This window comes from Sphingomonas fuzhouensis, assembly GCF_034659795.1.
GTDB classification, from domain to species: domain Bacteria; phylum Pseudomonadota; class Alphaproteobacteria; order Sphingomonadales; family Sphingomonadaceae; genus Sphingomonas; species Sphingomonas fuzhouensis.
In genome coordinates this window covers 232,602-258,450 of the sequence record NZ_JAXSQY010000002.1, presented here as the reverse complement: position 1 = coordinate 258,450, position 25,849 = coordinate 232,602, and the positions used below count along the sequence as shown (strand labels likewise).

Annotated in this window: 20 protein-coding genes; 13 read left to right on the top strand and 7 right to left on the bottom strand. The window is 67.5% G+C overall.

Annotation, left to right across the window (positions count from 1 at the left end):
• Positions 1–63 precede the first annotated feature (63 nt).
• Positions 64–2,112, bottom strand: coding sequence for a phosphocholine-specific phospholipase C (locus U1H82_RS05790; RefSeq protein WP_322963979.1), 2,049 nt, complete (start codon positions 2,110–2,112; stop codon positions 64–66).
• 314 nt (positions 2,113–2,426) lie between these two features.
• Between U1H82_RS05790 and U1H82_RS05785 the strand changes: the two genes are divergently transcribed.
• The 7 genes from U1H82_RS05785 to U1H82_RS05755 all read left to right on the top strand — a co-directional run bounded on the left by U1H82_RS05785 (position 2,427) and on the right by U1H82_RS05755 (position 11,192).
• On the top strand, positions 2,427–3,278 hold the full coding sequence (locus tag U1H82_RS05785; protein ID WP_322963978.1) for a TorF family putative porin: 852 nt from the start codon (positions 2,427–2,429) through the stop codon (positions 3,276–3,278).
• Between the two features lie 109 nt (positions 3,279–3,387).
• Entirely contained in the window at positions 3,388–3,477 is a 90-nt protein-coding gene (gene kdpF, locus U1H82_RS05780) for a K(+)-transporting ATPase subunit F (RefSeq protein ID WP_037531783.1), read from the top strand.
• Between the two features lie 13 nt (positions 3,478–3,490).
• Positions 3,491–5,194: a potassium-transporting ATPase subunit KdpA gene (gene kdpA / locus U1H82_RS05775; RefSeq protein WP_322963977.1), complete on the top strand. Its 1,704-nt coding sequence runs from the start codon at positions 3,491–3,493 to the stop codon at positions 5,192–5,194.
• Positions 5,195–5,209: 15 nt separating this feature from the next.
• A complete protein-coding gene (gene kdpB / locus U1H82_RS05770; protein WP_322963976.1) occupies positions 5,210–7,246 on the top strand; it encodes a potassium-transporting ATPase subunit KdpB in 2,037 nt (678 codons plus the stop codon).
• Between the two features lie 12 nt (positions 7,247–7,258).
• A complete protein-coding gene (gene kdpC, locus U1H82_RS05765) occupies positions 7,259–7,831 on the top strand; it encodes a potassium-transporting ATPase subunit KdpC (RefSeq protein WP_322963975.1) in 573 nt (190 codons plus the stop codon).
• A complete protein-coding gene (locus tag U1H82_RS05760; protein ID WP_322963974.1) occupies positions 7,828–10,509 on the top strand; it encodes a DUF4118 domain-containing protein in 2,682 nt (893 codons plus the stop codon). Before kdpC ends, U1H82_RS05760 begins: the two co-directional genes overlap by 4 nt.
• The gene (locus U1H82_RS05755) at positions 10,509–11,192 is read left to right on the top strand and encodes a response regulator transcription factor (protein ID WP_322963973.1); all 684 of its coding nucleotides are present in this window, start codon (positions 10,509–10,511) and stop codon (positions 11,190–11,192) included. The genes U1H82_RS05760 and U1H82_RS05755 overlap by 1 nt, the downstream gene beginning before the upstream one ends.
• A gap of 132 nt (positions 11,193–11,324) precedes the next feature.
• Here the strand turns inward: U1H82_RS05755 and map are convergent, their stop codons facing one another.
• The 6 genes from map to U1H82_RS05725 all read right to left on the bottom strand — a co-directional run bounded on the left by map (position 11,325) and on the right by U1H82_RS05725 (position 17,212).
• A complete protein-coding gene (gene map, locus U1H82_RS05750) occupies positions 11,325–12,089 on the bottom strand; it encodes a type I methionyl aminopeptidase (protein WP_322963972.1) in 765 nt (254 codons plus the stop codon).
• 1 nt (position 12,090) lies between these two features.
• On the bottom strand, positions 12,091–12,297 hold the full coding sequence (locus U1H82_RS05745; protein ID WP_322963971.1) for a ParD-like family protein: 207 nt from the start codon (positions 12,295–12,297) through the stop codon (positions 12,091–12,093).
• Between the two features lie 44 nt (positions 12,298–12,341).
• Positions 12,342–12,701, bottom strand: a complete 360-nt coding sequence (locus tag U1H82_RS05740; RefSeq protein ID WP_322963970.1) for a YbaN family protein — start codon at positions 12,699–12,701, stop codon at positions 12,342–12,344.
• Positions 12,702–12,747: 46 nt separating this feature from the next.
• Positions 12,748–14,835 carry a S9 family peptidase gene (locus tag U1H82_RS05735; RefSeq protein ID WP_322963969.1) on the bottom strand — a complete coding sequence of 696 codons (2,088 nt, stop codon included), beginning with the start codon at positions 14,833–14,835 and terminating at the stop codon, positions 12,748–12,750.
• 90 nt (positions 14,836–14,925) lie between these two features.
• The gene (gene nhaA / locus U1H82_RS05730; RefSeq protein ID WP_322963968.1) at positions 14,926–16,092 is read right to left on the bottom strand and encodes a Na+/H+ antiporter NhaA; all 1,167 of its coding nucleotides are present in this window, start codon (positions 16,090–16,092) and stop codon (positions 14,926–14,928) included.
• Positions 16,093–16,213: 121 nt separating this feature from the next.
• Positions 16,214–17,212 carry an alpha/beta fold hydrolase gene (locus U1H82_RS05725; protein ID WP_322963967.1) on the bottom strand — a complete coding sequence of 333 codons (999 nt, stop codon included), beginning with the start codon at positions 17,210–17,212 and terminating at the stop codon, positions 16,214–16,216.
• Between the two features lie 175 nt (positions 17,213–17,387).
• Here U1H82_RS05725 and U1H82_RS05720 point away from each other — a divergent pair, with 175 nt between their 5' ends.
• From U1H82_RS05720 to U1H82_RS05695, 6 genes are all read left to right on the top strand, one after another.
• Positions 17,388–18,902, top strand: coding sequence for an MFS transporter (locus U1H82_RS05720; protein WP_322963966.1), 1,515 nt, complete (start codon positions 17,388–17,390; stop codon positions 18,900–18,902).
• 82 nt (positions 18,903–18,984) lie between these two features.
• Positions 18,985–19,752 (top strand): SDR family NAD(P)-dependent oxidoreductase, encoded by a 768-nt coding sequence (locus U1H82_RS05715; RefSeq protein ID WP_322963965.1) that lies wholly within the window; start codon positions 18,985–18,987, stop codon positions 19,750–19,752.
• Positions 19,749–20,711 (top strand): glycoside hydrolase family protein, encoded by a 963-nt coding sequence (locus U1H82_RS05710; RefSeq protein WP_375339500.1) that lies wholly within the window; start codon positions 19,749–19,751, stop codon positions 20,709–20,711. The genes U1H82_RS05715 and U1H82_RS05710 overlap by 4 nt, the downstream gene beginning before the upstream one ends.
• A gap of 36 nt (positions 20,712–20,747) precedes the next feature.
• Complete coding sequence (locus tag U1H82_RS05705; protein WP_322963964.1) at positions 20,748–24,770, top strand: Pls/PosA family non-ribosomal peptide synthetase; 4,023 nt, start codon at positions 20,748–20,750, stop codon at positions 24,768–24,770.
• Complete coding sequence (locus U1H82_RS05700) at positions 24,767–25,318, top strand: 4'-phosphopantetheinyl transferase superfamily protein (protein WP_322963963.1); 552 nt, start codon at positions 24,767–24,769, stop codon at positions 25,316–25,318. Before U1H82_RS05705 ends, U1H82_RS05700 begins: the two co-directional genes overlap by 4 nt.
• Positions 25,315–25,839, top strand: coding sequence for a GNAT family N-acetyltransferase (locus U1H82_RS05695; protein WP_322963962.1), 525 nt, complete (start codon positions 25,315–25,317; stop codon positions 25,837–25,839). The genes U1H82_RS05700 and U1H82_RS05695 overlap by 4 nt, the downstream gene beginning before the upstream one ends.
• Positions 25,840–25,849: the final 10 nt, after the last annotated feature.

The window sequence follows — 25,849 nt, the reverse complement described above, 5'->3', positions numbered from 1 at the left end:
CAAACTGTTTTGCGTATTCGCCACCCTATCGCTGGTGCGGCGGGTGGGGAAGGGGGAATGCGGTCAGGCGCGGAACGGATCGCTGATCGTCGCGCGACCCGGCCGGTCCTGCCGTCCCGCCAGCCGCAGGCGGTAATGCGGATCGCCCGTGCGGGTCAGCGTCACGTCGTACCAGCCAAGTGCCTGATCCAACGACCAGCGATGGCGGCCGGGCTTGAGCGGGCGGGGGGAGGGGGCGGCCTTGCCGGGTTCGAGGCGGACGATCGACAGGTCGGTCAGGCTCGGCGGGACGATCAGGGTCAGGCCGTGGTCATCGACCCAATGCTGCACCTCTGCCGCCACGTCGCGCGCGGCGAAATGGCGGTGGAAACCGTTCGGGCCGAGCACCCACAGGTCATGGGCGGGAGGCCAGACATCCTCGATCCGCGTGCCTGCCGCCAGCACATAGCGGCGCGGTGCCTGATCGAGGGCAAGGCGGTCATAGACATGGAAGACCGCCCCCGCACCCTCCGCTCGAAAGCGCAGGTGAACGCCTGCCGGATCGGCGACACGCTGCACGTCCAACCGATAGGGCAGGGGCCGGGCGCGGCGGATGCCGGGTTCCTGTTGCGGCGCGCCGGGCGAGGCGGGCGCCTGCGGATCGACCTGCCCCTTGATCGCGGCGGCGCGGACCGCCTGCGCGCGCGGATCGGGCAGGCTGGGCGTGGTCTCGTCGCTTCCCGTAAAGTCGAACGCGCTGGTCAGGTCGCCGCACACCGCGCGCCGCCAGGGTGCGATATTGGGTTCGTGGAAGCCGAACCGCGTCTCCAGGAAGCGGATGACGCTGGTGTGGTCGAAGACTTCCGAATTGACCCAGCCGCCCCGGCTCCATGGCGAGACGACATACATGGGCACGCGCGGACCCAGGCCATAGGGACGGCCGCGATAGGCGGGCTTGTCGACATCGGCGTCGCCGGTCGAGGGCACGTCATGATAGGCCCCCGCCAGATCGACCGTCGAGCCGCCGAGCAGTTTGCCATCACTCCCACGCGACGGCGGCGCGGGCGGCGGGACGTGGTCGAAAAAGCCGTCATTCTCGTCGAACATCACGAATAGCGCGGTACGCGCCCAGACCTTCGGATCGGCGGTCAGCGCGTCGAGCAGCTCGGCGGTATAGGCCGCGCCCTGTGCCGGGCTGGATGGATTGGGGTGTTCCGATCCGGCGGCGGTGGCGATGACATAGGACACCTGCGGCAGTCGCCCGGCCAGCACATCGGCCTTTAGCACGTCCAGCCCGCGCGTGGTCAGCGCCCGGTCTTTCAGCGTCGGGTCGCCGCGCCCATGATGCGCCTCGCGATAGGCATGGAAGCCGACCAGCGGGTTGTCGGTGAAATTGTCTGCCATGTCCTGATAGATGCGCCAGTCGATGCCCGCCGCCTGCATCCGCTCAGGGGTGGTGGTCCAGCGATAGGGATCGGCTGCGCCGCCATTCTCGACGAAGCTGTCATGCGAATTGCCGATCGCCGGGCCGCCCGCCTGGCCGCTCGGGTCGTTGGTGCCGGTCCACAGAAACAGGCGGTTGGTGTTGGTCCCCGTCTGCACCGCGCAGTGATAGGCGTCGCAGATGGTGAACGCCTCGGCCAGTGCGAACTGGAAGGGCAGATCGGCGCGGGCATAATGGCCCATGGCGCGCTGGTGCTTCGCCTCGGGCCAGTGCGCCATACGGCCCTCGTCCCAGGCGGCCTGCGCGTCGGGCCAGGTGTGCGGCGTGCCTTCCATGCGCATGAGGGCGAACTGTTTCTCGGTGTCGAGGTGGAAGGGGGAGACGAAGCGCGGGCCGCCCTCCGCCCTGCGGTCGAGCTGTTGCCAGACGGTACGGGGCGCGTCCGCGGACGACGCAACCGGGATGGGGAGGCGGTCGCCGAAGCCGCGCACGCCGCGCATCGTGCCGAAATAGTGATCGAAGCCGCGATTTTCCTGCATCAGGATGACGACATGGTCGATGTCGCGGATCGTGCCGGTACGCCGGTCGGGCGCGATGGCGGCGGCGCGGGCGATGGCCGGGGGCAGGGCGGCGGCACCGGCCAGTGCGGCGCCAGCGGAGAGAAGGGAACGACGGGAGAATGTGACCATGTCCCGCCATGGCCGATGTCATTGACGTTTTGGTGACGCCGATCTTTTTCCTCCCCTGAAAGGGGAGGTGGCGCGCGCAGCGCGTCGGAGGGGTGTCCCGCTCGGTGGGGTTCGACCACCCTCGCGACCGGGGACACCCCTCCACCAGCTTCGCTGGTCCCCCTCCCCTTGCAGGGGAGGAATGTGTGCGTCGCTATACGCCATCTATATGCGAAACCGGGGGATCGCCCTCGAATTGCTACGGCGCTCGGGCCTAATTGCTCAGCCCTGGAGGCCGCCCATTCCATCGTGGGGGCCTGTCCATAGGGGCCTGTATGAAGACCATGATGTTGAGCGCCGCCGCGGCGCTGTTCGTGTTTCCCGCTGCTGCGTCAGCGCAGACCGCCGACACCGCGCCGCCGCCGCCCGTGACGGTCAGCGGATCGGTTGCCATCGCATCGGACTATCGCCTGCGCGGCATTTCGCAGTCGGACGAGCATATGGCGGTGCAGGGCGGCCTGACCGTGGCACACGAAAGCGGCGCCTATGTCGGCGTCTGGGGATCGAACCTCGCGGGGTGGGGGACCTTCGGCGGCGCGAACATGGAGCTGGACCTGATCGGCGGGTACAAGACTAGGATCAGCCCGACCGGCACGCTGGACGTCGGGCTGACCTGGTACATGTATCCGGGCGGCGCGAACAAGACCGACTATGCCGAACCCTATGTGAAGCTGTCGGGCACCACCGGCCCGGTCTCGCTGACCACTGGCGTCGCCTATGCGCCGAAGCAGCAGGCGATCGGCAAATGGTACGATAACGGCGCCAGCGCCGCCGCCGGGGTCTATGATCATCCCGGCGCTAGAAGCGACAACCTCTATCTCTGGGGCGACGGCGCGGCGGCGATCGCGGGCACGCCGTTCACCGCCAAGGCGCATATCGGCCATAGCTGGGGCATGGACGGGCTTGGCCCCAACGCCACCGCGCCGACGCCGACCGGCGACTATTGGGACTGGTCGCTGGGCGCGGATACGAGCTGGCACAATCTGACGTTGGGCGTCGCCTGGGTCGACACCAGCATTGCCGACCGCAAGGCCGCCTATCTGCGCCCGAGCTTCAGCAAGGGGCAGGACGGCAGCGGCAATATCGCGGGCAGCACCTTCCTCGCCACCCTCACCGCCGGTTTCTGAGGAGCATCGCACATGGACGATCTGATCTGGCTGTTGGTCATGGCCGGGCTGGTGGCGGCGACGCTCGCCTATGCCCGCCTGTGCGACCACGCGTGAGGGGGCTGAGACCATGACCCTCGACCTCTGGCTGGCGGCGCTGACCGCGCTTGGCCTTCTCGTCTATCTGGTGGCGGTGCTGATCCGCCCCGAACGCTTCTGAAGGGGGCGGCATCATGACGCTTCAAGGATGGGCCCTGATATTGGGCTTCGTCGCAATCCTGCTCGCGCTGACCAAGCCGGTCGGCGCGTGGCTGTTCGCGCTGTACGAGGGGCGGCGTACGCCCCTTCATGTCGTTCTCGGCCCGGTCGAGCGCGGCTTCTACACGCTGTCGGGCATCGACCCGGAGGCCCAGCAGGGCTGGCGCCGCTATGCGCTGCACATGCTGATCTTCAACGTCGCGTTGATGGTCTTCACCTATGCGGTGCTGCGCCTGCAATATTATCTGCCGGGCAATCCGCAGGGGCTGGCCGGGCTGACCCCGCATCTGGCGTTCAACACCGCGATCAGCTTCACGACCAACACCAACTGGCAAAGCTATGCGGGCGAGTCGACCATGTCGAACCTTGCCCAAATGGTCGGCCTGACCATCCACAATTTCCTGTCGGCCGCGACCGGCATCGCGCTGGCGTTCGCGCTGTTCCGGGGTTTTGCGGGACGCGAGACGAAGAATCTCGGCAATTTCTGGGCCGATGTGACGCGGATCACCCTGTATCTGCTGCTGCCGCTCTGCGTCGTCTATACCCTGTTCCTGATCGCCAGCGGCGTGCCGCAGACCATGGCCGGTGTCGTCAACATCGACACGCTGGAGGGCGTGCGCCAGTCGATCCTACTCGGCCCCGTCGCGAGCCAGGAAGCGATCAAGATGCTCGGCACCAATGGCGGCGGCTTCTTCAACGCCAACAGCGCGCACCCGTTCGAGAACCCGACCGCGCTGACCAATTTTGTCCAGATGCTGTCGATCTTCGTCATCGGCTTCGGCCTGACCTGGTGCTTCGGCAAGGCGGTGGGCAACACGCGTCAGGGCTGGGCGATGCTGTCGGCCATGATCCTGCTGTTCCTGGGCGGCGCGGCCGTTTGTTACTGGGCGGAAGCGGCGGGCAACCCCGTGCTGCACCAGCTGGGTGTCGCGGGCGGCAATATGGAGGGCAAGGAAGTGCGCTTCGGCATCGCCGCCTCGGCCCTGTTCGCGGCCGTCACCACGGCGGCGTCGTGCGGTGCGGTCAATGCGATGCATGACAGCTTCACCGCACTTGGCGGCATGATCCCACTGTTCAACATGCAACTGGGCGAGGTCGTGATCGGCGGCGTCGGCGCGGGCATCTATGGCTTCCTGCTGTTCGCTATCCTCGCGGTGTTCGTCGCAGGTCTTATGGTCGGCCGCACGCCGGAATATGTCGGCAAGAAGATCGAAGCCCGCGAGGTCAAGCTCGCCGTCCTCGCCATCGCCGTCCTGCCGCTGTTCATCCTGGGGCTGACTGCGCTGTCATGCGTAACGCAGCAAGGCCTCGCGGGGCCGCTGAACAAGGGGCCGCATGGGTTCGGCGAAATCCTCTACGCCTTCACCAGTGCCGTCGCGAACAACGGCTCGGCCTTTGGCGGCCTGACCGCCGCGACCCCTTGGTATGACGGCCTTCTGGGCGTCGCCATGTGGGTCGGCCGCTTCTTCATCATCGTGCCGATGCTCGCGATCGCGGGCAGCCTGGCGGCGAAGAAGCATGTCCCCGCCTCGGCCGGTTCCTTCCCGACCACGGGTCTGCTGTGGGTCGGTCTGCTCGTCGGCATCGTGCTGGTGCTGGGCGGCCTGACCTTCCTGCCGAGCCTCGCCCTTGGTCCCATCGCCGATCATCTCGCGATGATCCGCGGTCAACTCTTCTGATCGGGAGCGCCTGTCATGGCCCATTCCCCTACCAAGAGCCTGTTCACCGCCGAGCTGGTGCTCCCGGCGATCAAGGCGTCGTTCGTCAAACTCAATCCGCGAGAACTGATCCGCAATCCGGTGATGTTCGTGACCGCCGTGGTCGCCGCCCTCCTGACCATCCTGCTCGTCGTCGGGCATGACGGGCTGACCACCGGCTTCAAGCTGCAACTGGTCGTCTGGCTGTGGCTGACCGTGCTGTTCGGCACCTTTGCCGAAGCCCTGGCCGAAGGGCGTGGCAAGGCGCAGGCGGCAAGCTTGCGTGCTGCCAAGGCCGAGCTGACTGCCAAGCGGCTGAAGGGCGCGGGCCATGAGTGGGAGAATGTCCCCGCCAGCGCGCTGAAGATCGGCGACGTGGTGCTGGTCGAGACCGGCGACCTGATCCCCTCGGACGGCGAAGTCGTCGCCGGTGTGGCCTCGGTCAACGAGGCCGCGATCACCGGCGAGAGCGCGCCGGTCATCCGCGAGGCGGGCGGCGACCGTTCGGCGGTGACGGCGGGCACCCGCGTCATCTCGGACGAAATCCGGGTACGCGTCACCGTCAATCCGGGCCAGGGCTTTCTCGACCGCATGATCGCGCTGGTCGAGGGGGCCGAGCGGCAGAAGACCCCGAACGAGGTGGCGCTGACCATATTGCTCGTCGGCTTAACCATCATCTTCCTGATTGCGGTGGGCACCATTCCGGGCTTTGCCTCCTTTGCGGGCGGCAGCATCCCGGTAGCCATCCTGGCGGCGCTGCTCATCACCCTGATCCCGACGACCATCGCGGCCTTGCTGTCGGCGATCGGTATCGCGGGCATGGACCGTCTGGTCCGCTTCAACGTGCTCGCCAAGTCGGGGCGCGCGGTCGAGGCGGCGGGCGATGTCGACGTGCTGCTGCTCGACAAGACGGGCACCATCACCATCGGCGACCGTCAAGCGAGCGAGTTTCGCGCCGTCGGCGGCTCGGATGTCGACGCGCTGGCCGAGGCGGCGCTGATGGCGAGTCTCGCCGATGAAACGCCCGAGGGCCGCTCGATCGTCGTCCTGGCGCGCGAGCAGTTCAAGGTGTCGATCGCCAGCCTGCCGGCGAACGCCGAGATCATCCCCTTCACCGCCCAGACCCGCATCTCGGGCGTGAGGATCGGCGATCGGCTGATCCAGAAGGGCGCGGTCGACTCGATCCTGCGCGCCCATCCGGGCGTAGGCGAGACGGCGGCGGCGACCCAGCTGCGCCGTATCACCGACGAGATCGCGCGCGCCGGTGGCACCCCGCTGGCGGTGGCGGAGAATGGTCGCCTGCTCGGTGCCATCTTCCTGAAGGACGTGGTGAAGGCGGGCATCCGCGAACGCTTCGGCGAGCTGCGCCGCATGGGCATCCGCACGGTGATGATTACCGGCGACAATCCGCTGACCGCCGCCGCGATCGCTGCCGAGGCGGGCGTCGACGACTTCCTCGCCCAGGCCACGCCGGAGGACAAGCTGGCGCTGATCCGCAAGGAACAGCAGGGCGGCAAGCTGGTCGCGATGTGCGGCGACGGCACCAACGACGCGCCGGCCCTGGCACAGGCGGACGTAGGGGTGGCGATGAACACCGGCACCCAGGCTGCGCGCGAGGCGGGCAACATGGTCGACCTGGACAGCGATCCGACCAAGCTGATCGAGGTCGTCGGCCTCGGCAAGCAGCTGCTGATGACGCGCGGGGCGTTGACGACCTTCTCGGTCGCCAATGACGTGGCGAAGTATTTCGCGATCATTCCGGCGATGTTCGTGGTGCTCTATCCGGGCCTTGGCGTGCTCAACGTCATGGGTCTGGCGACGCCGCAATCGGCGATCCTGAGCGCGATCATCTTCAACGCGCTCATCATCCCGTTGCTCGTGCCCTTGGCGCTGAAGGGTGTCGCCTACAAGCCGATGGGGGCGGGGCCGCTGCTGGCGCGTAACCTCGCCGTCTATGGCCTGGGCGGCCTGATCGCGCCGTTCGTCGGCATCAAGATCATCGACCTTGTGGTCGGTGGCCTCGGCCTCGCATAAGGAAGCATTGTCATGGGTAAGGATTTCACTTCCGCCTTGCGGCCCGCGATCGTCATGACGATCCTGTTCGCCGCTCTTCTCGGCATCGCCTATCCCCTGGCCATGACCGGGATCGGCCAGGCGATCTTCCCGCATCAGGCCAATGGCAGTTTGGTGCAGGTCGGCGGCCGCGTGATCGGCTCCGAGGTGGTCGGGCAAGCCTTCGTCAGCGATCGCTATTTCCAGACGCGTCCCTCGGCGGCAGGCAAGGGCTATGACGGGCTGGCCTCGTCGGGCTCGAATCTGGGGCCGACGTCGCGCGCCCTGGTCGACCGGGTGAAGGCCGATGTGGCCAAGCGTCGTGCCGAGGGTGTGATGGGGCCGATTCCGGCCGACCTCGTCACCGCCAGCGGCTCGGGCCTCGACCCCGATCTGTCGCCCGAAGCCGCACTGGCGCAAGTCGCACGCGTCGCCCGCGTCCGAGGTCTGGGCGTCGAGCAGGTTCGGGCGCTGGTCGTCGCTCATACCGAAGGCTCGGTGCTGGGCGACCCCCATGTCAACGTCCTCGCCCTTAACCGCGCGCTGGACGCCACGCCCGCGCGATGACGGCAGGCGAGCCGCGCCCCGACCCCGATGCCCTGCTGCGCGCCGCCGAGCGCGAGGGGCGCGGCCGCCTGAAAATCTTCCTCGGCGCAGCCCCCGGCGTCGGCAAGACGTTCGAGATGCTCTCCGAAGGGGCCGCACGACGACGCGACGGGGTGGATGTCGTCGTCGCGGTCGTGGAAACCCATGGCCGGGTCGAGACCGAGGCGCTGGTGCGGGGGCAGGAGGTCATGCCTCGCCGCGCCGTCCCCTATGAGGGGCGGACGCTGCATGAGATGGACATCGACGCGGTGCTCGCCCGTGCGCCGCGCCTCGCGCTGGTCGACGAACTGGCGCACACCAATGCGCCCGGCAGTCGCCATCCGAAACGCTATCAGGATGTCGAGGAGCTTCTGGCGGCGGGGATCGACGTCTATTCCACCGTCAACATCCAGCACGTCGAAAGCCTGAACGACGTCGTCGCCAGCTTCACCCGTGTCCGCGTGCGCGAGACGGTGCCCGACCGCATCCTGGAGGCCGCCGAGATCGAGGTGGTCGACATTCCCCCCGACGAGCTGATCGAGCGGTTGAAGGCGGGCAAGGTCTATCTGCCGCAGGAAGCGACGCGGGCGCTGTCGCATTTCTTTTCCAAGTCCAACCTGTCGGCGCTGCGCGAACTGGCGCTGCGGCGGGCGGCACAGGCGGTCGATGCGCAGATGCTCGACCATGTCCGCAGCTTGGGCGTCGGCGGGCAATGGGCGGCGGGGGAGCGGCTGGTCGTCGCGGTCAGCGAATTGCCCGGTGCGGATGAACTGGTCCGCGCCGCCAAACGCACCGCCGATGCTTTACGCGCGCCCTGGACCGCGCTGTTCATCGATACGCCGCGCACCGCGACTTTGGGCGAGGCACAGCATCGGCGGCTGGCCGCGACGATGACGCTGGCCACACAGCTGGGGGCTGCGGTGGCGACGGTGCCTGCCCCCAGCGTGGTCGAGGGTATCCGCGCCTTCCTGACCGATGCACGCGCCACGCAGCTGGTCGTCGGCAAGGCGAAGCGATCGCGCTGGTTCGAGCTGCGCCATGGTTCGGTCGTCGACCGGCTGGTGCGTGAGACGCCGGGCGTCACCGTCCATGTCTTGCCGGTCGGGGAAGCGCCGGTCGCGCGCGAGCGCACCAAGCGGCGCGGACAATGGGGCTCGCCCATCGGCTATGCCCTGACGCTGGCGGGGGTCACGGGCGTCACCGGGCTGGCGAGTGCGCTGTTCCATATCCTGAACTTGGGCAATGTCGCGCTTCTCTATCTGCTCCCCGTCATGGCGGCGGCGAGCCTCTATGGCCTGCGCACCGGCCTGTTCGCCGGGATCGCGTCGAGCCTGGCCTACAACTTCTTCTTCCTGCCCCCCGTCGGCACGCTGAGCGTCAGCAATCCCGAGAATGTCATCTCGATTTTCGTCCTGCTAGGCGTTGCCATTGCGACCAGCCAGCTGACCTCGCGGGTCCGGGCGCAGGCCGATCTGGCGGCGGCGAGTGCCCGCGACAATGCGACGCTGGCGGGGTTCCTCCACCGGTTGAGCGGCCTCGCCGATCCGGCCGAGGCGGCGCGGGTCATTTGCGAAGACATTGCCCGGCTGTTCGAGGTGCAGGCGGTGCTGCTCACCCCATCGCCCGCCGGGCTGGCCGTGCAGGCCGCGACCAAGCCGGACTACCGGCTGGAGACGATGGAGATGGCCGCCGCGCACTGGGCGTTCGACACCGGCACGCCCGCGGGCAAGGGATCGGCGACGCTGGCCGCCTCCGAATGGCTGTTCCAGCCGCTGAAGGCGGGCAACCGGACGCTCGCCGTGCTGGGGCTGGCGCGTGAGGCAGGGGGCGAGCCGGTGCGCGCCGACCGCTTGCCGCTGCTGACCGGGCTGATCGATCAGGCCGCGCTGATCCTCGAACGGTTGCGGCTGGAGGTGGAGGTGCGCGACGTCGATGCGGTGCGCACCCGCGATCGTTTACGCGCCGCGCTGCTGTCCTCGGTCAGCCATGACCTACGCACGCCGCTGACTGCCGTGATGGCCGCCGCCGCGCAGTTGCGGCAGGGCGCGACGCCCGACCTGATTTCGACCATCGAGGGCGAGGCGGCACGGCTCAACCGCTTCGTCGCCAATCTGCTCGACATGGCGCGGGTCGAGGCTGGGGCGCTTAAGCTGAAGATCGAGGCGATCGACCTCAGCGACGCGGTGACCGGCGCGGCGCATGACGCCCGCCGCGCGCTGGAGGGCCATGCGGTGCGGCTCGACGTGCCGCCCGACCTGCCTTTGGTCCGCGCCGATCCGCAACTGCTGCACCACTGCCTGCTCAACCTGCTCGACAATGCCGGGCGTTACGGCGATCCGGGGACCGAGATCGTCATCGAGGGGCGGCACCGCCATGGGAGCTTGCGCCTCTCGGTCCTCGATCATGGTCCCGGCCTGCCGCCGGGGCGCGAGGCGGAGGTGTTCGAGACGTTCCGGCGGCTGGAAGGCTCGGACCGGGTGGCGGGTGGCACGGGCCTTGGCCTCGCCATCGTCAAGGCCTTTGCCGAGGCCATGGGTCTGGGCGTAGAGGCGGGCAATCGCGAGGATGGCACGGGCGCGGCGTTCGCGCTGTGCTTCCCGCGCGAGCGTATCATGCGCGACCTTGTCATGGGTGACGGGGCGCCGGAGGGAATGGCCTGATGCCCGCGACGATCCTGGTGGTGGACGACGAAGTCGCGATCCGCCGCCTGCTGCGCAACACGCTGGAACAGGCGGGGCATCTGGTGGTCGAGGCGCGCGACGGGCGAGAGGCGCTGGCACGCGCGGCGGCGGACCATCCCGATGCGGTGCTGCTCGACCTGGGGCTGCCTGACCGTGATGGGCTCAGCCTGATCCCGCTGCTGCGTGGGGGACAGCGGGTGATCCTGGTCGTCTCCGCGCGCGAGGCGACCGAGGAGAAGGTCGCCGCGCTCGATCTGGGCGCGGACGATTATGTCACCAAGCCGTTCGACACCGACGAGTTGCTGGCGCGGCTGCGTGTCGCCCTGCGCCACCGACGCGCGGCGGAGGCGGCGCCTTCTGTCGTGCGGACGGGCGATCTGGCGATCGATCTCGATCGGCGCGTGGTGACGCGGGGTGGTGAGGAACAGCATCTGACCCGCAAGGAATATGACGTGTTGGCGGTACTGGCGCGGCATCCGGGGCGGGTGGTGACGCATGACAAGATCATCGATGCCGCCTGGGGCGGGGACGAGGACCCGCGCATCGATTATCTGCGCATCGTCGTGCGCAACCTGCGCCAGAAGCTGGAGGCGCCACGGCCGGTCGGCAGCGTGATCGCGAACGAACTGGGCGTGGGGTATCGGTTGCGGGTGGAGGGGTAGGACCATCCCATTCCTCCCCTGCAAGGGGAGGTGGCGCGCGTAGCGCGTCGGAGGGGTGTAACCCTCTCGATAGCGACACCCCTCCGTCAGGCCTGACGGCCTGCCACCTCCCCTTGCAGGGGAGGAATTACGTCAGCCCAGCTTCTCGCCCGTCCGGAGGGTCAGAACCTCCACCCCGGTCTTCGTCACCGCGACCGTATGTTCGAACTGCGCCGAGAGCTTGCCGTCATCGGTCACCACCGTCCAGCCATCGTCGCTGGTCGACACCTTGCGCGTGCCCTGGTTGATCATCGGTTCGATGGTGAAAGTCATCCCCTCGCGCAAGGGCACACCCGTGCCCGGCCGCCCGAAGTGCATCACATCGGGCGCCTCATGCATTTCGCGCCCGATGCCGTGGCCGCAATAGTCGCGTACCACCGAATAGCCGTTCGCCTTGGCATGTTTCTCGATCGCCGCGCCGATGTCGCCCAGCCGTGCGCCGGGGCGGACCTGTCTGATGCCCTTCCACATCGCTTCCTGCGTCACGCGGACCAGCCGTTTCGCGCCCGGCGAGACTTCGCCGACCATATAGGTCTTGCTGGAATCCGCGATGAAGCCGTTCTTTTCCAGCGTGATGTCGAGATTGACGATATCGCCGTCGCGGATCACGTCATCCGCGTTCGGCACGCCGTGGCAGACGACCTGGTTGATCGAACTGTTGAGCACATAGGCAAAGCCGTACTGCCCCTTGCTCGCGGGCCGCGCGGACAGGTCATGGGTGATGTAGCGTTCGACCAGATCGTTGACCGCCAGCGTCGACATGCCGCTCAGCGTTACGCCGTCCAGCATCTCGAACACCTGCGCCAGCAGGCGCCCGGAGATGCGCATCAGCGCCAGTTCTTGCGGAGTCTTCACCATGTCAGGCGACCAGCGGCTTGGGCAGGGCCATATCGGCGGCCGCCATCTGATCCTTGACGATCTGATGGAAAGTCAGTGTCGGATTGGCCTCGGCCAGCATGCCCATCTTCATCCAGAACTCGGCCTGCGCATTGATCGACCGGCACATGACGGTGCTGGCGCGGCGGATGTCCTCGTGGAGCTGGTCGTCGATTTTTACGATACCCATATATGAAGCGTATATGCTTCATATATAGCGACTGCAAGGCCGGATCAGGCGGTCGGCCGCGTCAGGACATAGGCCGCACATCCGCCCATCACGGCGGCGACGAGCAGCGCCAGCGGCCAATGCGGCCTGGCGGTGAGCCAGAACAGACCATAGCCCAGCGTCATCCCGCCGCACGCCATCGCCTTGCCCCGCCGCCCGATCGCGCCCTGTTCCCGCCAGGCGCGCAAGGTCGGGCCGAAGCGCGGATGGTCGAGCAGCCACGCCTCCAGCCGGGGCGAGGACCGCGCGAAACAGCCCGCCGCCAGGATCAGGAAGATCGTCGTCGGCATCAGCGGCAGGATCGCCCCGATCACGCCGAGCGCGACGAACAGGCATCCCAGGATGAGCCAGCCGAGCCGTATCATCTGCAATGCCCCTCGTCGTGCGGGTGCCGAGGCGAAGGATTTGGGGTCAGCTTCCCGTCACCCCCAGTTGCGACAGCATGAACGCCTGCCACTCGGCATTCTGGCGGATGCGTTCGAACCGCCCGGATTTGCCGCCATGCCCGGCCTCCATATTCACCCGGAACAGCAGCGGGTTGGCGTCTGTCTTCTTCGCGCGCAGCCGGGCGACCCATTTGGCGGGCTCGTAATATTGCACCTGGCTGTCCCACAGGCCGGTGCCGACATAGAGCGCCGGATAGGCCTTGGCCGCGACATTGTCGTAGGGTGAGTAGCTGAGCATATAGTCGTAATAGGGCTTGTTCGCTGGATTGCCCCATTCGTCATACTCGAAGGTGGTCAGCGGGATCGAGGCGTCGAGCATCGTCGTCACCACGTCGACGAACGGCACCTGCGCGATGATGACCCTGTAATCCTGCGGCGCCATATTGGCGACGCCGCCCATCAGCAGGCCGCCCGCACTGCCGCCCATCGCCGCGACCCGGCGGGGCGCGGCATATTTCTGCGCGACCAGATAGCGGGTCACGTCGATGAAGTCGGTGAAGCTGTTCTTCTTGTTCAGCAGATGCCCGTCATCATACCATCCGCGCCCCATCTCCTGCCCGCCGCGGATATGGGCGATCGCATAGACGACGCCGCGGTCGAGCAGCCCGATCCGCCCGGCATCGACCGAGGGATCGGTGGAAATGCCATAGCTGCCATAGGCATATTGGAAGAGCGGTGCCGTGCCGTCGCGCTTCACGCCCTTGCGATACACGATCGAGACGGGGATGCGCGTGCCGTCGCGTGCAGGCGCCCAGACCCGCTCGGTGACGTAGCGCGAGGGGTCATAGCCCGGCACCGGCGTCACCTTCAGCGTGCGGCGCTCGCCGGTGCGGGCATTGATCTCATAGGTCGTGGTCGGCGTGACCAGCGAGCCATAGGTGTAGCGGACCCAGGGCGTGTCCGGCTCTTCATTGGTCGACAGGCCCATGCGATAGGCGGGCTCGTCCGCCTTGACGGGGATGGACGTGCCCGCATCGGTCAGCAGGCGGATCATCCGGTTGCCGCCCTCGCGCTGGTCGATCGCGACGAAGCCGTTGAAGGGCTTGAACGCCTCGATGAACACCGCGTCGCTGCCGGCCACCAAATCGCGCCATGCAGCCTCGCCCCTTGCCGTGTCGGCATCGGCGAGCGTCACCAGCTTGTAGTTCTTGGCGCCCCGGTTGGTGCGGATGATCCAGCGATTGCCGAGATGGTCGGCGCTATAGCGGAACTCGCGTTCGCGGGGCGCGATGATCGTGAAGGCGGTCGGTTGCGCGGCGGGGGCGCAACGCTGCTCGTCGCTGACCGTGCTCTGGACGCCGATGCAGATATAGCGGTCGTCGGTCGTCCGGCCGATTCCCATATTGAAGGTGTCGTCCTTCTCCTCATACAGCATCCGGTCGGCGTTGACCGGCGTGCCGAGCACATGCGCCATGACGCGGTAGCCCCGCAGCGTCGTCGGGTCCTTGGCGATGTAGAGGATGGTGCGATTATCCGCCGCCCAGACGATGTTCGGCTCGATGTTCGCGATCGTGTCTTCATAGAGGCGCCCGGTCGCGATATCCTTGACCTTCAGGACATATTGCCGCCGCCCGACCGTGTCCTCGGCCCAGGCGACCAGCCTGTTGTTCGGGCTGACCGACCAGTCGGACAGCGAGAAGAAATTGTGGCCCTTCGCCATGGCGGGCTGATCGAACAGCAGAGTGGCGGGCGCGGTCGGGCTGCCCTGGCGGCGTTCGACCAGTGGATAGTCCGCGCCGGTCGCGAAGCGTGACGAATACCAGTATCCGTTCTTGCGGTACGGGACGCTGCTGTCGTCCTGTTTGATATGGGCGACCGTCTCTGCATAGAGTGTCGCCTCAATCGGCTTCAGCGCGGCGGTCTGCGCATCGGCATAGGCGTTCTCGGCCTTGAGATAGGCGAGCATCTCGGGGTTCTTCCGGGTGTCGTCGCGCAGCCAGTAATATTCGTCCTCGCGCGCGCCATTGGGGGAGGCGACCTGATGCGGTTTCTTGGCGGCGACCGGCGGGGTCGCCTGTTGCGCCGTGGCGGGCATCGCCCAGGCGAGTGCCATCAAACCCGTTGCCGCCATCCACCGCATTGCCGTCCCCCTTCATGTCCCGAGATCGGCAGGATGGCCGCCGGGCCGAACGGGCGCAAGCGCTTATCGGGCGGCGCGGCGCAGGATGGCGAAACCGATCAGCCCCGACGCCAGCGACCCCGCCAGCACGCCAAGCTTGGCCTCCGCCTGAAGCAGCGGATCACCGGGAAAGGCGAGCAAGGTGATGAAGATACTCATCGTGAACCCGATCCCGCAGAGCAGGGCCGTGCCCAGCATCTGCGTGACGGTCGCATGGGCGGGCGCATCGGCCAGGCCCGTGCGCACCGCCAGCATCGTCATGCCGAAGACGCCGACCACCTTGCCGACCAGCAACCCCATGCCGACGCCCAATGTCACTGGCGCGGCCCACGCCCCCATGGGCAGGCCCAGCACAGGAACCCCGGCATTGGCGAGCCCGAAGATCGGCAGGATCAGGAACCCGACCGGCATGTGCAGGCCGTGCTCCAATCGGTGGAGCGGGCTGTCGCGCGTATCATCCTCGCCATCGGGCCGGGCCGGGGTGCGGCTCATCGGGATGGTGAAGGCCAGCAGGACGCCCGCGATGGTGGCGTGAATGCCCGATCGGACCATGAACACCCAAAGCCCGATCCCGACCAGCATATAGGGCGACAGCCGCTTCACCCCCAGTCGATTGAACGCGATCAGCAAGACCAGCATCGCCGCCGCGCCGCCCAGATCGATCGGCGACAGTGCGGCGGAATAGAAGGCCGCGATCACCACGACCGCGCCCAGATCGTCGATGATCGCCAGCGCCGCCAGGAATATGCGCAAGGACGCGGGCACCCGGTCGCCGACCAGCCGGATGACCGCCAGCGCAAAGGCGATGTCGGTCGCCGTCGGGATCGCCCAGCCCGAAGAGGTGCCACTGCGATTGAAGGCGAGATAGATCAGGGCGGGCACGACCATCCCGCCCAGCGCCGCCAATCCGGGGAGGATACGACGCGGCCAGCTGGACAATTGCCCGTCCCGCACCTCGCGCTTGATCTCCAGCCCAACGAGCAGGAAGAAGACTGCCATCAGCCCGTCATTGATCCAGTGGCTCAGCGACAACGGCCCCAGATGTTGGTGAAGGACCGCCTCATACTTCCCGGCGAGCGGCGAATTGGCGAGGATCAGCGCCAGCAGGGCCGCCGCCATCAGGACCAGTCCGGACGAGGTCTGGGAATTGAGGAAACGGCGGATGGCGCTGGCGCGCGCGGATTGCGTCATGAGGGGTGTCTCCGACATGGCTGACCATCGCTGGCGGCCCGACCAACGACGATCCTGCCCGCATCTGGTCTGCGAACACCCTAGGGATTCCTTCGCATCGACCGCGCCGTGGGGCAACCCGTTACGACGCGGGATCGTCCGATCCGCTTCGGGAGCAGGCGATGCCGAGGGCGATGAGACCGGCAGTGGCGGCGAGACCGATGCCGAGCCTCGTGGCGGTCGCCTTGCGTCGCCGATCGTCGCCCTTGTCGACGAACAGGTCGATCAGATGGCGCGTGACGGCCTCCGGATTCTCCCGCTGCGGGAAATGGCCGACGCCTTGCAGTTCGACCATCGTGAACGGTCCGGTGAACTTGGACGGCACGTCGCGCGCGGTCGCAGGCGGGTTCACGCCATCGCGTTCGCCGTGAAGATAGAGGGTGGGCAGCGACAGCGTCCTGGTGGCCTTGACCCGGTCGGCCAGCCAGCTCCCGCGCGGATCGGGCTGCGCCTCGTCCCAGCGCGCGCGGTAGCTGTGGATGGTGATGGCGGGCCAGTCGGGATGGTCGAAGGACTTGGCCACCCGGTCGAAGGTCGCCGCGTCGAACCAGCCCGGCGGCGACCAGTTGACCCAATGGATATGGGCAAAGCCCCGCCGATCGTCGCGCACCGCTTGCGCGCCGCGCCGGGTCGCCATGAACCAGTGATACCATTGCCGCTGCGCCCGATCGAAGGACGGCGTCGGCATCCCTCCCAAGCGTGGTGGAGTGCCCAGCATCGCCAGCCTCGTAACCCGTTCTGGCCAGCCGACCGCCAGCGCCTCGGCGATGTTCGCGCCCCAGTCATGCCCGGCGACCATGAAGCGGTCGATACCCAGCGCATCCATCAGCGCGATCGCGTCCAGCGCCAGGATCGCGCTGTCGCCGGTGCGCGGTATATGGTCATGGCGGAACCGCGTCGCACCGAACCCGCGCAGCGTCGGCACCACGACCCGCAGCCCCGCCTGGGCGAGCCGCGGCGCGACCCTGTCCCAGGTGGTGGCATCGTCGGGCCAGCCATGCAGCAGCAGGACCACGGGCGCGCCCTCCGGGCCGTACAGGTCATGGGCGATGAAGAGATGGTCGGTGGCGATCGTCGGCATCGGCGGGGAACTCTTTGTTTCGGCTTTCCAAACCCTGGCCAAACCCCTGGCCCGTTCGCCCCGTTCCGTCGGCCCGCGACCGGCCGATCCGCAAAAGATCGCGATGGGACTTGATCGGTCGGGGGCCTATCGCGTTCTAGGGGGCCGGGGGTGAGCGATAGACGAATGGAACGGCATGCGCTGGAGACGACGTAACCTGGCCTCGATGAGTGCGGACGTGAGCGATGGGCTGGCCCCCGGCGTCGAGGCCGTGACCAGCGGCACCCCCCGTTCCGAAGAGCCTGTGCAGACCCGTGGCTATCGCGTGATCGCCCTGGTCGTCGCCTCCGCCCTGTTCATGCAACAGCTGGACGGCACCGTCCTGACCGTCGCGCTCCCCACCATGGCGCGCGACCTGGGCACGCCCGCGACCAGCCTCAGCCTGGCACTGACCAGCTATCTGTTGGCACTCGCGCTGTTCATTCCGGCGAGCGGCACGCTGGCCGATCGATTTGGCTCGCGCACGGTGTTCTGTTCGGCGATCGGCGTGTTCCTGCTCGGCTCGATCCTGTGCGCGCAGTCGGGCTCGCTGCCGACGCTGGTCGCGGCGCGCTTTCTTCAGGGGATTGGCGGCGCGATGATGGTGCCGGTCGGGCGGCTGGTCCTGCTGCGCAGCGTCGCCAAGGCGGACATGGTGCAGGCCTTGTCCTGGCTGGTCATGCCTGCGCTGATCGGCCCGATCCTGGGACCGCCTTTGGGCGGGTTCATCGTGACCTGGCTCGACTGGCGCTGGATATTCTATCTCAATATCCCGATCGGCGTCATCGGCATGATTGGGGCGTGGATGCTGGTGCCCGAGGTACGCGGCGATGCGCGGGCGCGGTTCGACATATCGGGCTTCCTGTTGTCGGGCGTGTCGCTGGGCTGTCTGCTCTTCGGGTTCGAGCTGGCGAGCCGACCGGGGACGGGCTGGGTCGCGCTGGTGCTGCTGCTCGTCGGTCTGGCGTTCGGGGGGCTCTACATCCGCCATGCGCGGCATATGGTCGATCCGATCCTCGACCCGACGCTGATGCGAGTGCCGACCTTTCGCCTGTCGGTGATCGGCGGGTCGCTGACCCGGATCACGCAAGGTGCGCAGCCCTTTCTATTGCCGCTGATGTTCCAGCTCGGCTTCGGGCTGACCGCCGCGAAGACCGGGACGATCACCATGGCGGGCGCGGTCGGCGCGCTGGCGATGAAGGCGCTGGCACCGCGCGTGCTGCGCCGCTGGGGGTTTCGCCGCAGCCTGATCGTGTCGGGCCTAGTCAGCAGTGCGGGTTACGCGACCTGCGCGCTGTTCCGCCCCGACTGGTCGATCGCGGCGATCATGGGCATCCTGGCGCTGTCGGGCTTCTTCACCTCGTTCCAGTTCACCGGCTTCAACGCCATCGCCTATGCCGATGTGGACAAGGACCGGATGAGCGCGGCGACAAGCTTCTATGCGACCTTTCAACAGCTTACCCTGTCGCTGGGCATCTGTACCGCCGCGACCGTGCTGCAGATCGGCGCGCTGGTCGAGGGGAAGGGCACGCCGACGCTGACCAGCTTTTCGGCGGCGTTCCTGGTCGTCGCGGTGATCTCCACCTCGGCGATCATCTGGAACCGGCGTTTCGCCCCCGATGCGGGTGCGGCGATGAGCGGGCATCATGACGGACAGACGGACCGGGAATGACGGAAATGTAATGTCGTTCCCGCCTAGAAACAATCCAGGATAAGAATCGTTACGGGCTTTCATCCATGAAAGGAGGAAGCCGGTGGCAGCGCAGACGGTGATCGTGACGGGGGCGGAGTCGGGGATCGGCGCGGCTTGTGCCGAGGCGTTCGGTGCGACCGGGGCCAGGGTCGCGGTCCTGTTTCACAGCAGGCAGGACGACGCCGATGTCACGGCCGACGCGGTGCGCAAGGCAGGCGGCGAGGCGATCACGGTGCAGGTTGCGGTCGATGACGAAGCCTCGGTCGACCAGGCTTTCGCCACCGTCGAGGAGCAATGGGGTCCGGCGGACGTGTTGGTCAATTCGGCCGGGCTGAACATGTCGGGCGTGAGCGTGCGCGACATGACGCTGGCCCAGTGGCAGCGGCTGATCGACACCGACCTGACCGGCGCCTTCCTGACCTCGCGCCGGTTCTTGGCCGGGCGCGGCGCGGCGAAGGGCGACGCGACCATCCTGCAAATCTCGTCGATCCATGCCTATGCGGTGCGCGCGGGCGGCGCGGATTATTGCGCGGCCAAAGGCGGGCTGACCAACCTGGTCGAGACGCTCGCTATCGAGGAGGCCCCGCGCGGCATACGCGTGAATGCGATCGAGCCGGGCATGATCCTGACCCCGATGAATGCCAAGGCGCAGGCCGATCCCGCCTATCGCGCCAGCCTGGAGAAGAATATCCCGATCGGCCGGGCGGGCAACGCCTCGGAGGTGGCGGACCTTGCCGTCTTCCTCGCCTCCGACAAGGCGCGGTACATCACCGGCGCGCGGATCGTCATCGATGGCGGTCTGTCGCTGATGCAGGCGCTCGGCGCATGATGGCCCCCGACGCGAACAGCCCGGTCGCCGACCCGCACCGCAAGGACCGGGTGGCCGACGCGCCGCTGGACCTGGATTTCAACGTCAAGCGGATCGAGGATGTCACGCTCGACGGGCCGCCCGCGCTGATGGCCCGCGACCTGATGAGCCCCTATGTCTGGCGTGAGGCCGATGGCCGCTGGGGAATGATGGTCCGCGCGGTGGTGCGGCCGGGCGAGACGCTGACCGATACCGGCGTCATCTGGTCGGGATGGAGCGAGGACGGGCGGCATTTCACCATGCTAGACGCGCCCTCCATCGCGCCGGGGCCGGGCGATCATGACGCGGGCGGGGTCGAGGACCCGACGGTCGTACGCACCGACCAAGGCTATATCGTCTATTATTCGGGCGTGCTCGCCGATCATGCCCATGGCGAACTTTCCTACGCCACCGGGCCGTCGCTGGACCGGCTGGAGAAGAGCGGCGTGGCGCTCGCCTCTTCCAAGTCGGAGGGCAATACCAAGGAGGCGACGGTCGACCGGACGGCGGACGGGCGCTGGCGGCTGTTCTACGAATATGCCGCCGACGATGCGTCGCGGATCGGTCTGGCGATCGGTGAGGATGTCGCCGGGCCATGGACCGAGCAGCCCACGCCCTTCATGCCGCGCGAGGATAGTTGGGACGACTGGCACCTGTCGACCGGCCCGCTGCTGACCGATGACAAGACGTGCCCGGTGATGTTCTATAACGGCGCGACCCGTGACGCGCGCTGGCGGATCGGCTGGGTCGCGTTCGACGAGCATTATACCCGCGTCGTCGCGCGCGGCATCGAGCCGCTGATCCTACCGCCGCCCGCCGATGATCGCGGGGCGACCGATATTGCCTTTGCCGCCTCGGTTGTGGTGGCGCAGGATGGTATCTGGCTTTACTATTCCTTGGAGGATCGGCGACTATCGCGGGCGCTTATCCGCCGAAGCTGATCCCTTTGTCCTGTCGTTCCGCAAGAAAGCCTCTCGATGCCAGCAGATACGATGCCGCCCCGTGACGCCGATCCCGTCGCGCCGAGCATCCACGCCTCGATCGCGCCCGCACCCGCGCTGCGGCCGGGGCGGCCCTATGCCCGTGACGAGTTGCTGCACGAGCTGTTCGACGCGACCGTGCGCGACCATGGGACGGCGGTGGCGGCCCAGCTGATCGGCGCGGACGAGGAATATAGCCGACCCAAGGCCTGGACCTATGACATGCTCGCCCGGCGCAGCCTGTCGCTGGCGCACCGGCTGCGCGCCTTGGGGGTGGGCAAGGGCGACCGTGTCGTCCTGTGCCTGCCGCGCGGGCTGGACCAGTATATGGCGATCCTGGGCGTGCTGCGGTCGGGCGCGGCCTATGTGCCGGTCGACTGGGGCTATCCGCAGGATCGCATCGCCTACATCATCGAGGATAGCGGTGCGGCGCTGACCATCACCACCTCCGCGCGGGCGGGCGAGATACCGGGCAAGACCCTGTGCCTGGATGCCGAACTGGGCGACCTGGCCGCCGAACCGGCCGAACCGCTCGGCCGCGATCTGACGGGATCGGACCCGCAGGACCTGGCCTATATCATCTATACCTCGGGCACGACCGGGCGGCCCAAGGGGGTGATGATCACCCATGCCAATGCCTGCCACCTGGTCCGCTCCGAAAGCGCGATCCTGGCGCTGGAGCCGAGCGACATCGTGTTCGGCGGGTTCAGCCTGGCCTTCGACATGTCGGTCGAGACGATGTGGAGCGCCTTTTTCGTCGGCGCGAAACTGTTGGTCGCGACCGACGCCCTGGCGTCGAGCGGCCCCGATGTCGCGATCACCCTGGCGGCGGAAAAGGCGACGATCTGGCACGTCGTCCCCTCGCTGATCGCGCTGGTCGAGCATCCGGTGCCGAGCTTGCGCCTCATCAACATGGGGGGCGAGGCCTGCCCGGCCGATCTGCCGCGTCGTCTGGCGCGACCGGGCCTGCGGCTGCTCAACACCTATGGCCCGACCGAAACCTCGGTGACGGCGACCTGGACCGAGGTGCATCCCGGCCAGCGTATCACCATCGGCAAGCCGCTTCCCGGCTATACCGCCTGGATCGTCGACGAGCAGTTGCAACCGGTCGAGGCGGGGCAGGAGGGCGAACTGGTCATCGGCGGCCCCGGCGTCGGTGTCGGTTACGTCAACCGTCCCGACCTGACCGCCGAGAAGTTCACCATGACCCCGTTCGACACCGTGTCGGGCAAGCCGGAGCGCATCTATCGCTCGGGCGATCTCGTCCGGCTGGACCCGGCGGGCGATATCGATTTCGTCGGGCGCATCGATACGCAGGTGAAGATCCGCGGCTTCCGTGTCGAACTGGCCGAGATCGAGGCGGTGATCGGCGAGGCGCCGGGCGTCGCGCAGGTCGTCGTGCATCTGTTCACCGATGCCGATGGTTCGGAATTCCTCGCCGCCTTCCTGGTCGCGCGGTCCGGCGAGACGATCGACATCGCCGACATCAAGGCGCGCGTCACCGAACGCCTGCCCAATTACATGCGCCCCGCCGCCTATCAGCAGCTGGCGGCGCTGCCGACGCTGCCCGCCTCGGGCAAGGTCGACCGCAAGGCGCTGGTGAAGCCCGAGGTCACCATCGACACCGGCCGCACGGTCGAGCCGCCCGCCACGCCGATGGAGGAAAAACTCCATGCCATCTGGGCCGAGGCCTTCGCGCCGCAGCCGGTATCGGTGCTGGACGATCTGTTCGAGGATCTGGGCGGCCATTCGCTGAAGGCTGCGCGCCTCGTATCGGCGGCGCGCAAGGTGCCGGGGCTGGAGGGGCTGTCGCTCGAAGACCTGTACGCCGCGCCGACCATCCGTGCGCTGGCGCTGCGTATCGGCGGCAACGCCCCCGTCGCGGTCGAGACCGAGGCGAGTTTCCACCGCGTCCCCGCCTGGAAGCGATGGGCCTGTGTCGCGGCGCAGACGATCGCGCTGATCCCGATCTATACGCTGGCAGGGCTGCAATGGTTCTCGCCCTATGTCGCCTATACCCATCTGGCCGGGCGGATGCCGCGCATCGACGCACTGATCCTCAGCGCCCTGTTCTTTACCATCGTCCCCATTGCCTCGATGCTGTTTTCGATCGCCGCGAAATGGCTGATCGTCGGGCGGTCCAAGGCGGGCGATTATCCGCTCTGGGGCAGTTATTATTTCCGCTGGTGGCTGGTACGGCGGATCATCGCTGTGACCGCGACCCCCTATATCGCGGGGACGCCGATGATCCGGGGCTATTACCGGATGCTGGGCGCGAAGATCGGCAAGCGCGCCTATCTGGGCACCGGTGTCATCGATACCGCCGACCTGTTCACCTGCGGCGATGATGCGATCGTCAGCGACATGGCGGTGATGGCGACTAGCTCGGTCGAGCGCGGCCTGCTGCGGCTGGGGACGGTCACGCTCGGCGCGCGGTCCTTTGTCGGGTCGCAGGCGGTGGTTGGGCGCAATGCGTCGTTGGGCGAGGATGCGATCCTGGACGACATGTCCGCGCTTCAGGCCGGGGTCGCCATTCCGGCGGGCGAGCGCTGGACCGGATCGCCCGCCACCTTCGACCGCCGGGTGCAGCCTGGCATGGTGCAGGGCAAGCAGGGCGCGTTCGGCCCGGCGCTGGGCCTGCTGATCGGTGCGCTGTTGCTGCCGATCATCGCCATCCTGCCGATCGCGCCGGGCCTGATCGCGCTGATCGAGATGGACTGGGCGACGACCGGCTATAGCTACATGCTTGTCTCGCCGTTGCTCGCCGTCACCTATGTCGTGATGATGTGCGTGCTGACGGTGCTCGCCAAGCGGCTGATCCTGGGGCGGGTGGCGCCGGGCACCTATGCGCTCGGCAGCTGGTTCTATGTCCGTTACTGGTTGGTCAAGCAGATCAACGACCTGGCGCTGCGCCTGCTGCACCCGATCTTCGCGACCCTCTATGTCATTCCCTGGTATCGCGCGCTGGGCGTGAAGGTCGGGCGGCGGGCGGAGATTTCGACCGCCAGCGCCATCGTCCCCGACCTGGTCGAGATCGGGCCGGAAAGCTTCATCGCCGACTCGGTCATCTTCGGGGCGGCCAGAATCGGGCATGGCACGATCGAGCTGGCGCATACGAAGATTGGCCGTCGCAGCTTCATCGGCAATTCCGCGCTGTTGCCCAGCGGGGCGCAGATCGGCGACGAAGTGCTGATCGGCGTCCTCTCCAAGCCGCCGGAAGACCCCGCGCTCGCGACCGAGCCGGGCAGCACCTGGTTCGGCTCGCCCGCGATCAAGCTGCCCGTGCGGCAGGTCGCGACGATGTTCGACGAGGGCGCACGCTTCAACCCATCGCGCGGGCTGATCGCGACCCGCCTGTCGATCGAGGCGATCCGCACCACCCTGTCGCTGACCGCCTTCCTGGTGTTCTTCAGCGCGCTGTTGTCGGTGGTCGGCGATCTCGACGATCTGGAGCGGGGCGGGCTGGTCATCATCACGACCTTCCCGTTCCTGTACATGGCGTTCTGCCTGGCGTGCGGCGTGTTCGTCCTTGCGCTGAAATGGCTGGTGGTCGGCCGCTACAAGGCGCGGACCGCGCCGCTGTGGAGCACCTTCGTCTGGCGGACCGAACTGGTGACCGCGACCTATGAGAATCTCGCGGTCGCCAATTTCCTGGAGCCGTTGCGCGGGACGCCGTGGATCGGGCTGTATCTGCGCCTGATGGGGGCCAAGGTCGGCAAGCGCTGCTATATCGACACGACCGATCTGACCGAGCATGATTTGGTGACGATCGGCGACGATGTCGCGCTGAACGACTATGCCGGGCTCCAGACGCATCTGTTCGAGGATCGGGTGATGAAGGTCGGCGCGATCAAGGTCGGCGACCGCGCGACCATCGGCTCGCTGGCGATCGTGCTCTACGATGCCGAAATCGGCGCGGATGCGCAGCTGGGCGATCTGTCGGTGGTGATGAAGGGCGAGACGCTGCCCGACGGCACCAATTGGGAGGGCAGCCCGGCGCGGATCGTGACCGGGGAATGACCCCGGTCTGGCATGACGGGCCGCTCGACCGGCTGGACTGGGACGGGCAGTCGCCCCTGGTCTGGCGCACCCGCGATCCGGGGCGGGGGCAGCGCGCGCCGTTGGCGAATGCCCTTGTCGGACGGCTGTCGGGCGCGGCGGTGCAATTGGCGCGGAGTATTGCAGGCGCACCCCAGGTCGCCGCGCCGCCCGGCTGGTTCATCAGTTTCGCCGGGCGGGACGGCCAATGCCTGATCGCGGCGGCGGACCGCCCCATCGCGGTGGATCATGAGGTGATCGATGATGTCCCGCCGCTCTGGGACATGCTGACGGAAGCAGAGGCGCGGGCGGTGCGGGCCGCCGCCGACCCGCCCCGGCAATGGCTGCGCCGATGGACGATCAAGGAAGCGCATGCCAAGCTGATCGGCGAACCGCGCCGGATCGCGCCCCCGGCGATCGACACGCGACTGATCGATGATTGCGAGGCGACGGCGGCGTGCGAAGGCGTCTCGCATTGCTGGACCCGCGAACAGGACGGGGCGATCGACACGGTGGCTTTATGGGTATGACCGACATCACCGTCCGCCCCTATGACGACGCCGATCGCGACGCGGTGCTGGCGATCTTCGACAGCAATCTGCCCGATTATTTCGGGGCAGGGGACCGCGAATGGCTGGTCGAGACGCTCGACGAGCCCGATGGCCCGGCCTTCGTCGTCGCGATCGACGGACAGGCGGCGGCGTTCGGCGGCTATGAGATCTGGGAGCATTACAACAAGGCGCTGCTGTTCTGGGGCATGGCCGCGCGGCGCTATCATGGCAGCGGGCTGGGACGGTTGCTGCTGTTCGAGCGGCTGCGGCATGTCGCGGTCCATGCCCGGCCGGTCACCCGCTATGTCACCGTCGACACCTCGCCTCAGGTCGCGCCCTTTTTCCTGCGGTGCGGGTTCGAACAGACCGCTGTCTGGCCGGAGGGGTATCGCTCGGGCATGACGATGCACGAACTGCGGTTCGATCTGGCACAGCGGTCGGTCGAGGAACTGACGCGCCGCCGTGACGAGGCATTAGCGGCGGTGCGCAGGGCGGTTTAGTGGCTCCTCC